We start from the raw sequence: 6,947 nt of genomic DNA on the forward strand, positions 1-6,947 counted from the left end.
GTCCCGGACGCGCCCGGCCGTCCCGGACGCGCCCGGCCGTCCCGGACGCGCCCGGCCGCGCGGGCACGGGCACGCGGTTACGGGCGGGAGGTGAGGTAGCCGCCCATCGTGCGGAAGTAGTCCCTCGCCGCGTACTCGGTGCCGTCGTCGGTGCGCACACGCCGTACGACCAGGCCGGGGTGGCGGCCGGTGTGGGCCTCGGGGCCCGCCACGACGACCACCCCGTCGCCCTCGGGGATGAAGACGCGGCCCGGGGTGCCGCCGTAGCGGCCCTCGGAGACCGCCGCCGCGACGATCCGGACGCGCTGCCCGCGGTGGAACGCGTACGCGTTGGGGTACGGGTCCGACTGCGCCCGGACCAGCCGCTCCAGACGCTCCGCCGGCCAGGTCCAGTCGATGCGGCTGTCCTCGGCGGAGCGCTTGTGGAAGAAGCTCGCCCGGCTGCGGTCCTGGCGCTGCCAGTGGGAGGCCGCCCGGCCGGAGGCGATCAGGTCCAGCGACTCGCGCACGAGGGGCGCGATGAGGTCCACGGTCCGGTGGAACAGGTCCGTCGCCGTGTCGGCAGGACCGACCGCCACCGAGCGCTGCACCAGGATGTCCCCGGCGTCCAGCTCCTCGTTCATGCGGTGCGCGGTGACGCCGACGTGCTTCTCGTCGTTGATGAGGGCCCAGATCAGCGGGGAGAACCCGGCGTAGCCGGGCAGCAGCGAGTCGTGCACGTTGAGCGTGCCGTGCGGGGGCAGGTCGAAGAGCTCCGGCGGCAGCCAGGTGCGCCAGTTGTTCGCGACGATGATGTCCGGTGCGGCGGCACGGACCGCGTCGAGGAGACCGGCGTCGTCGGGCCGGTTGCGCAGCAGGACGGGCACGCCGTGCTTCTCGGCGAGTTCGGCGACGGAGTCGTCCCAGATCTTCTCGTAGGCGTGCTCGCTCTTGGGGTGGGTGACCACGAGCACGACCTCGTGGTCGGAGTCCAGCAACGCCTGAAGTGTGCGATGACCCCAGGTCTGATAGCCGAACATGGCGACGCGCATGCGGTTCTCCCCTCCGACGGCACCCGCTGACTAAGGCTTACCTTACCTGCGAATGCGTGTCGGGAGGGAGGCCCGTCGCCCGACGCGCGAAGGCTGGTGGATCACGCGGCGGGCGGACCGCCGGGGCGCCGTGAGAACGCCTCACCCCAGGGCACGGTCGAGGTTGAACGCGGCACTGATCAGCGACAGATGGGTGAACGCCTGCGGAAAGTTGCCCTGTTGCTCCCCGGTGTGGCCGATCTCCTCCGCGTACAGGCCCAGATGATTGGCGTAGGTCAGCATCTTCTCGAACGCGAGCCGCGCTTCGTCCAGGCGCCCCGCGTGGACCAGTGCCTCGACGTACCAGAACGAGCAGATGGAGAACGTGCCCTCGTCGCCGCGCAGTCCGTCCGGACTCGCCTCGGGGTCGTAGCGGTAGACGAGCGAGTCGGACACCAGGTCCTGGGTGAGGGCGTCGAGCGTGGACAGCCACTTGGGGTCGGTCGGCGCGATGAACTTCGTCAGCGGCATCATCAGCACCGACGCGTCCAGGACGTCGCAGTCCTCGTGCTGGACGAACGCCCGGCGCTCGTCCGACCAGCAACGGGTCATGATCCGCCGGTAGATGACGTCCCGGCTCTCCCGCCAGCGCGGCAGGTCAGCGGGCAGGCCGCGCCGGTTCGCCATCCGGATCGCCCGCTCGATCGCCACCCAGCACATCAGGCGCGAGTACAGGAAGTTCTTGCGGCCGCCCCGGGTCTCCCAGATGCCCTCGTCCGGCTGGTCCCAGTGGTCGCACACCCACTCCACCAGCTCGCACACATGGTCCCACTGGTCGCTGGAGATGGGCTGCGCCCACTTGTCGTAGAGGTACACCGAGTCGATCAGTGCGCCGTAGATGTCGAGTTGGAGCTGATCGGAGGCGGCGTTGCCGACGCGGACGGGCGCCGAACCCCGGTAGCCCGCCAGATGGCCGAGTTCCCGCTCGGGCAGTTCGGTGCGCCCGTCGATGCCGTACATGATCTGCAGCGGACCGGAGGGGCCGCCGTCCCCCGGGGTGATGTGCCGGCTCACGAACCGCATGAACTGCGCGGCCTCGCTCGTGAAGCCGAGCCGCAGCATCGCGTACACGCAGAACGCGGCGTCGCGCACCCACATGTAGCGGTAGTCCCAGTTGCGTTCGCCGCCCAGCTCCTCGGGCAGGCTCGTGGTCGGGGCGGCGACGATCGCACCCGTCGGCGCGTAGGTGAGCAGCTTCAGCGTCAGGGCCGAGCGGTGCACCATCTCCCGCCAGCGGCCCCGGTACTTGGAGGCGGAAAGCCACCGACGCCAGTACGCGACCGTACTGTTGAACTCGTGCTCGGCCTCCTCCCACGCGCACTGCCTCGGCAGCACGCCGCCGCCGACGTGGTCCAGCGCGAGCACCGCCGTCTCGCCCTGCGCGAGCTTGAACTCGGCGCACGCGTCGCCGTCCCTGACCTCCAGGGCCACCGTGGAGGTCAGCCCGAGGGACGCCCTGCCCGTCTCGAAGACCGCCATGCCGTCGGCCAGGCGCACGGTGTGCGGCACGGCGCCGTACTCGAAGCGCGGCGCGACCCTGGCCCGGAACGGGATCGAGCCGCGCACGCACACCACGCGCCTGATCAGCCGGTGCCGGTCGGCCTCGGCCGGATCGCCGTCGATCGGCATGAAGTCCTGCACCTCGCCGACGCCGTCCTCGGTGAAGAACCGGGTGATCAGCACATTGGTGTCGGGGAAGTAGAACTGCCGCGTGCGGGCCGGCACGGACGCGGCCAGCTCGAAGCTGCCGCCCCGGTCGGCGTCCAGGACCGAGGCGAACACGCTGGGGGAGTCGAAGGCCCCGCAGCAGTACCAGTCGATCGTGCCGTCCGTCCCCACCAGGGCCACGCTGCGCAGGTCGCCGATCAGCCCGTGGTCGGCGATCGGCAGATAGCGCGACGCCTCGGACGCGTCCGCCTCGTACGGGGTCGTGCTCATCGCAGCCTCCCTGGCCCGCCCGGCGCTCGTACCCAGCGTAGGCCGCATCGGGCGGGGGAGGGCCGGCGCGAGGGCCGGGGCCGGTCAGACGGTGAGCACCCGCAGCCCCGCCTCCTCGAAGGCCCGGACGGCCTCCGGCTCGGCCGCGGTGTCCGTGACCAGGGTGTCCACCGCGTCCACCGCGCAGATCCGGGCGAACGCGCGCCGGCCCAGCTTGCTGGAGTCCGCGGCCACCACCACCCGCTGCGCGCGCTCGCACAGCAGCCGGTTGATCGCCGCCTCCGCCTCGTCGTGGGCGGTGGCGCCGTGCGTGACGTCGAGGGCGACCACGCCGAGCACCGCCACGTCGACGGTGATCTGCGCCAGGACGCCGTCCGCGAGCGGCCCGATGAGCTCGTAGGACTGGGGCCGGGCCACCCCGCCGGTGACCACGATCTTGAACTGGGGCCGTACGGTCAGCTCGTTGGCGATGTTGAGCGCGTTGGTGACGACCGTGAGCGCGGGCGAACCGGCCGACAGGTCGCCGCGCACGGCCAGGGCCCGCGCCACCTCGGTGGTCGTCGTGCCGCCGGTCAGGCCGACCGCCTCGCCGGGCGCCACCAGGTCGGCCACCGCCTTCGCGATCCGCTGCTTCTCGGAGGCGTGCCGGGCGGTCTTGTAGCGCAGCGGCAGCTCGTAGGACACCCCGTGCACGACCGCGCCGCCCCGGGTGCGCACCAGCATCTGCTGCTCGGCCAGCTGGTCGAAGTCGCGGCGGATCGTGGCGGGCGACACGGCCAGCTCACCGGCCGCCTCCTCGACGTCCAGCCGGCCCCGCTCCACGAGCAGCTCCAGCAGCGCCTGCCAGCGGGCGTCGCGCGACATCCCCACTCCCTTCCTCGTGCTCCCGGTGACCTTAGCGCACCTCCTTGCGGTCGAATGCTTGATTCTGCTCGAAAGCTCGCTATATCTTGCAAGAACAATCATCGAGGCTTCGCCAGAAGCCGGGAGGGCGGGCGCCATGACCCATGTCGAGGACGAGCTCAACAGCCAGCCGGAGTGCTGGACACGCGCCGCGGCGCAGGCCGGGGACGCCCGCGGGGCACTGCCCCGGGCGGGGGAGCGCGTCGCGGTCGTCGGCTGCGGCACCTCGTACTTCATGGCGCAGGCGTACGCCGCGCTGCGGGAGGAGTCGGGCCGGGGCGAGACCGACGCCTTCACCGCCTCGGAGTTCCCGCGAAGGCGCGCCTACGACCGGGTCGTCGCCCTCACCCGCTCCGGCACCACCACCGAAGTGCTCGACCTGCTGGGGCGGTTGAAGGGACGGACCCCCACCACCGCCCTCACCGCCGACCCGGACACCCCCGTCATGGCCGCCGCCGACGAGAGCGTCGTCCTCGACTACGCGGACGAACGGTCCGTCGTGCAGACCCGGTTCGCGACCACCGCCCTCACCCTGCTGCGCGCCCACCTCGGCCTGCACACCGACGCCGCCGTGGCCGACGCCCGCACCGCGCTCGACACCGACCTGCCCCAACAGCTCGTCGGCTGCACGCAGTTCACGTTCCTCGGCCGGGGGTGGACGGTCGGACTGGCCAACGAGGCCGGGCTGAAGATGCGCGAGGCGTCCCTGTCGTGGACCGAGTCCTACCCGGCCATGGAGTACCGGCACGGCCCCATCAGCGTCACCACCGCGGGCACCGCGACCTGGATGTTCGGCGAGGCGCCCGAGGGGCTGGCCGCGCAGGTGCGCGCGACCGGCGCGCTGTGGATCGAGGGCCGCCTCGACCCGCTCGCCGAACTCGTGCGCGCCCAGCGGCTCGCGGTCGCCGTCGCCGCGGCCCGCGGCCTCGACCCGGATCTGCCGCGGCACCTCACCCGCTCGGTGATCCTCGCCCCCTGAAGCGCCCGACCGCACCCCGAGAGAGGACAGGCCGTGCCCCTCACGACCACCGGCGAACTCGTCGGCCGCGCCGCCGCGGACCGCCGAGCCGTCGCCGCCTTCAACGTCATCACCCTGGAACACGTCGAGGCCGTCATCGCCGGTGCGGAGAGCACCGGTCACCCCGTCGTCCTCCAAGTCAGCGAGAACGCCGTCAAGTTCCGCTACGGGCGGCTGCTCCCGCTGGCCCGTGCAGCCGTCGCCGCCGCCGAACGCGCCCGCGTCCCCGTCGCCCTGCACCTGGACCACGTCCAGAGCGACGACCTGCTGCGGCAGGCGCCCGCCGCCGGGTTCAGCTCCGTGATGTACGACGCCGCCCGGCTGCCCTACGCCGACAACCTCGCCGCGACCAGGGCCGCCGTCGACTGGGCGCACGCCCAAGGTCTCTGGATCGAGGCGGAGTTGGGGCGCCTGGGCGGAAAGAACGGCGAGCCGCCGCTGGACGCCCACGCCCCCGGCGCCCGGACCGACCCCGACGAGGCACGTGCCTTCGTCGCGGCCTCCGGCGTCGACGCGCTCGCCGTCGCCGTCGGCAGCTCGCACGCCATGACGACCCGTACGGCCGCCCTCGACCACGATCTCCTCAAGCGCCTGGCCGCGGCCCTGGACGTGCCCCTCGTCCTGCACGGCTCGTCCGGCGTCCCCGACGGCGAGCTGGCCGCCGCGGTCACCGGCGGCATCGCCAAGGTCAACGTCGGCACGGCCCTCAACATCGCCATGACCGGCGCGATCCGCGCTTTCCTCGCCGCCCACCCCGAGGCGGTGGACTCCCGGACGTACCTGAGCGTGGGACGCGAGGCCATGGTCCGGGCCGTGGCCGACCTCGTCCGCACCGTCACGGGACCGGCCCCCGCTACCTCCTGACGGCCTTCAGCACCACGAACCTCGGGTCGCTCGCCACCACCCGGCAGTCGCCGAACAGCCGGCGCAACTGCACGTGGTAGCCGAGATGCCGGTTGCCGATCACCCACAGCTCGCCCCCCGGCCGCAGGGCACGCCGCGCCCCGGTGAACATCCGCCGGGCCGTCGCGTCCGTCGTGGCCTGGTGGGAGTGGAACGGCGGGTTGTTCAGCACGAGGTCCACGCTCCCCGCGGGTACGCCCGCCATCCCGTCCCCGACCCTGAACTCGGCCTCCCCCGGCGTCCCGTTGGCCGCGAACGTCGCCTCGGCCGAGGCCACCGCCTGGAACGACTCGTCCACGAACAGCACCTCGCTCTCCGGACGCGCCAGCGCCACCGCGGTCCCCACCACGCCGTTGCCGCACCCGAGGTCCACCACCTTCCGGCCGGGGCCCCCGGCCGGGAGGTGCCCGAGGAAGAACCGCGTCCCGATGTCCAGCCGGTCCGCGCAGAACACCCCCGCGTGGTTGACGACCGGACGCCCCGAGACCGCGCCCACGTCGTCGGGGAGGGCGTACGTGTACGGCCAGGGGCTCGCGGGCCGCGCCCGCGACGGCTCGGGCACGCAGTGGATCAGCCGCGCCTTGCGCTCCGCGAGCGAGGTGCGGGTCGGACCGAGGATCCGCTCGAAGAGCCGCAGCGTCGAGGCGTGGATCTCCTTGACCATGCCCGTGCCCACGACCACCGTGTCCGCGTGCACCGCGGGCGCCAGCCGCAGCAGCTGGTCCTCCAGCAGTGCCAGGCTCTTCGGCACCCGCACCACCAGCGCGTCGACCCGCTCCGGCGGCGGGTCCTGCGTCGTGAGCAGCCGCACCGAGCCGGCCTCCACACGGTGCCGGGCGAGGTTGGCCCGGGTCGCCTCCTGCGTCAGATGGGAGTCGGTGATCTGGACCGGCCGGTACCGCGCCAGCGCCGTGACCAGCGCGCCCCAGCGGTCGCCGACCACCACGACCGTCCCGGAGAGCGGGACCTCCCGCTCCGCGAGGTGTCGCAGAAGGTACTCGTCGGAGGCGTCCCAGGCACGCAGCCTGTCGCGCGGGTCCTCGGGGAAACGGGTCAGCGCGAGCTCGCCCCAGGGCGTCGTCATCCGGTCGTTCATCGTGCGTCAAGGCTAAGCG

6 protein-coding genes are annotated in these 6,947 nt (G+C 72.9%); 2 read left to right on the plus strand and 4 right to left on the minus strand.

Annotated features, from left to right (window positions below):
• Nucleotides 1-77: 77 nt before the first annotated feature.
• The 3 genes from SZN_RS34110 to SZN_RS34120 all read right to left on the minus strand — a co-directional run bounded on the left by SZN_RS34110 (nucleotide 78) and on the right by SZN_RS34120 (nucleotide 3,872).
• On the minus strand, nucleotides 78-1,031 hold the full coding sequence (locus tag SZN_RS34110) for a methionyl-tRNA formyltransferase (protein WP_007504202.1): 954 nt from the start codon (nucleotides 1,029-1,031) through the stop codon (nucleotides 78-80).
• Between the two features lie 141 nt (nucleotides 1,032-1,172).
• Nucleotides 1,173-3,008, minus strand: a complete 1,836-nt coding sequence (locus SZN_RS34115; protein WP_007504203.1) for a glycoside hydrolase family 15 protein — start codon at nucleotides 3,006-3,008, stop codon at nucleotides 1,173-1,175.
• Nucleotides 3,009-3,092: 84 nt separating this feature from the next.
• Nucleotides 3,093-3,872 carry a DeoR/GlpR family DNA-binding transcription regulator gene (locus SZN_RS34120; RefSeq protein WP_007504204.1) on the minus strand — a complete coding sequence of 260 codons (780 nt, stop codon included), beginning with the start codon at nucleotides 3,870-3,872 and terminating at the stop codon, nucleotides 3,093-3,095.
• Nucleotides 3,873-4,008: 136 nt separating this feature from the next.
• On the opposite strand from SZN_RS34120, the gene SZN_RS34125 reads away from it, so the two are divergent.
• Entirely contained in the window at nucleotides 4,009-4,890 is an 882-nt protein-coding gene (locus SZN_RS34125; RefSeq protein ID WP_007504206.1) for an SIS domain-containing protein, read from the plus strand.
• 33 nt (nucleotides 4,891-4,923) lie between these two features.
• Nucleotides 4,924-5,793 (plus strand): class II fructose-bisphosphate aldolase, encoded by an 870-nt coding sequence (locus SZN_RS34130; RefSeq protein ID WP_007504207.1) that lies wholly within the window; start codon nucleotides 4,924-4,926, stop codon nucleotides 5,791-5,793.
• Here SZN_RS34130 and SZN_RS34135 read toward each other — a convergent pair.
• Complete coding sequence (locus SZN_RS34135; protein WP_007504209.1) at nucleotides 5,783-6,928, minus strand: methyltransferase; 1,146 nt, start codon at nucleotides 6,926-6,928, stop codon at nucleotides 5,783-5,785. The two genes, SZN_RS34130 and SZN_RS34135, sit on opposite strands and share 11 nt — an antisense overlap.
• Nucleotides 6,929-6,947 lie beyond the last annotated feature (19 nt).

It is taken from the genome of Streptomyces zinciresistens K42 (genome assembly GCF_000225525.1).
Lineage (GTDB): Bacteria > Actinomycetota > Actinomycetes > Streptomycetales > Streptomycetaceae > Streptomyces > Streptomyces zinciresistens.

Coding starts and splice junctions, on each gene's coding strand:
- SZN_RS34115 (WP_007504203.1), bottom strand. CDS start 3,008: ATGAGCACGACCCCGTACGAGGCGGACGCGTCCGAGGCGTCGCGCTAT.
- SZN_RS34110 (WP_007504202.1), bottom strand. CDS start 1,031: ATGCGCGTCGCCATGTTCGGCTATCAGACCTGGGGTCATCGCACACTT.
- SZN_RS34125 (WP_007504206.1), top strand. CDS start 4,009: ATGACCCATGTCGAGGACGAGCTCAACAGCCAGCCGGAGTGCTGGACA.
- SZN_RS34120 (WP_007504204.1), bottom strand. CDS start 3,872: ATGTCGCGCGACGCCCGCTGGCAGGCGCTGCTGGAGCTGCTCGTGGAG.
- SZN_RS34135 (WP_007504209.1), bottom strand. CDS start 6,928: ATGAACGACCGGATGACGACGCCCTGGGGCGAGCTCGCGCTGACCCGT.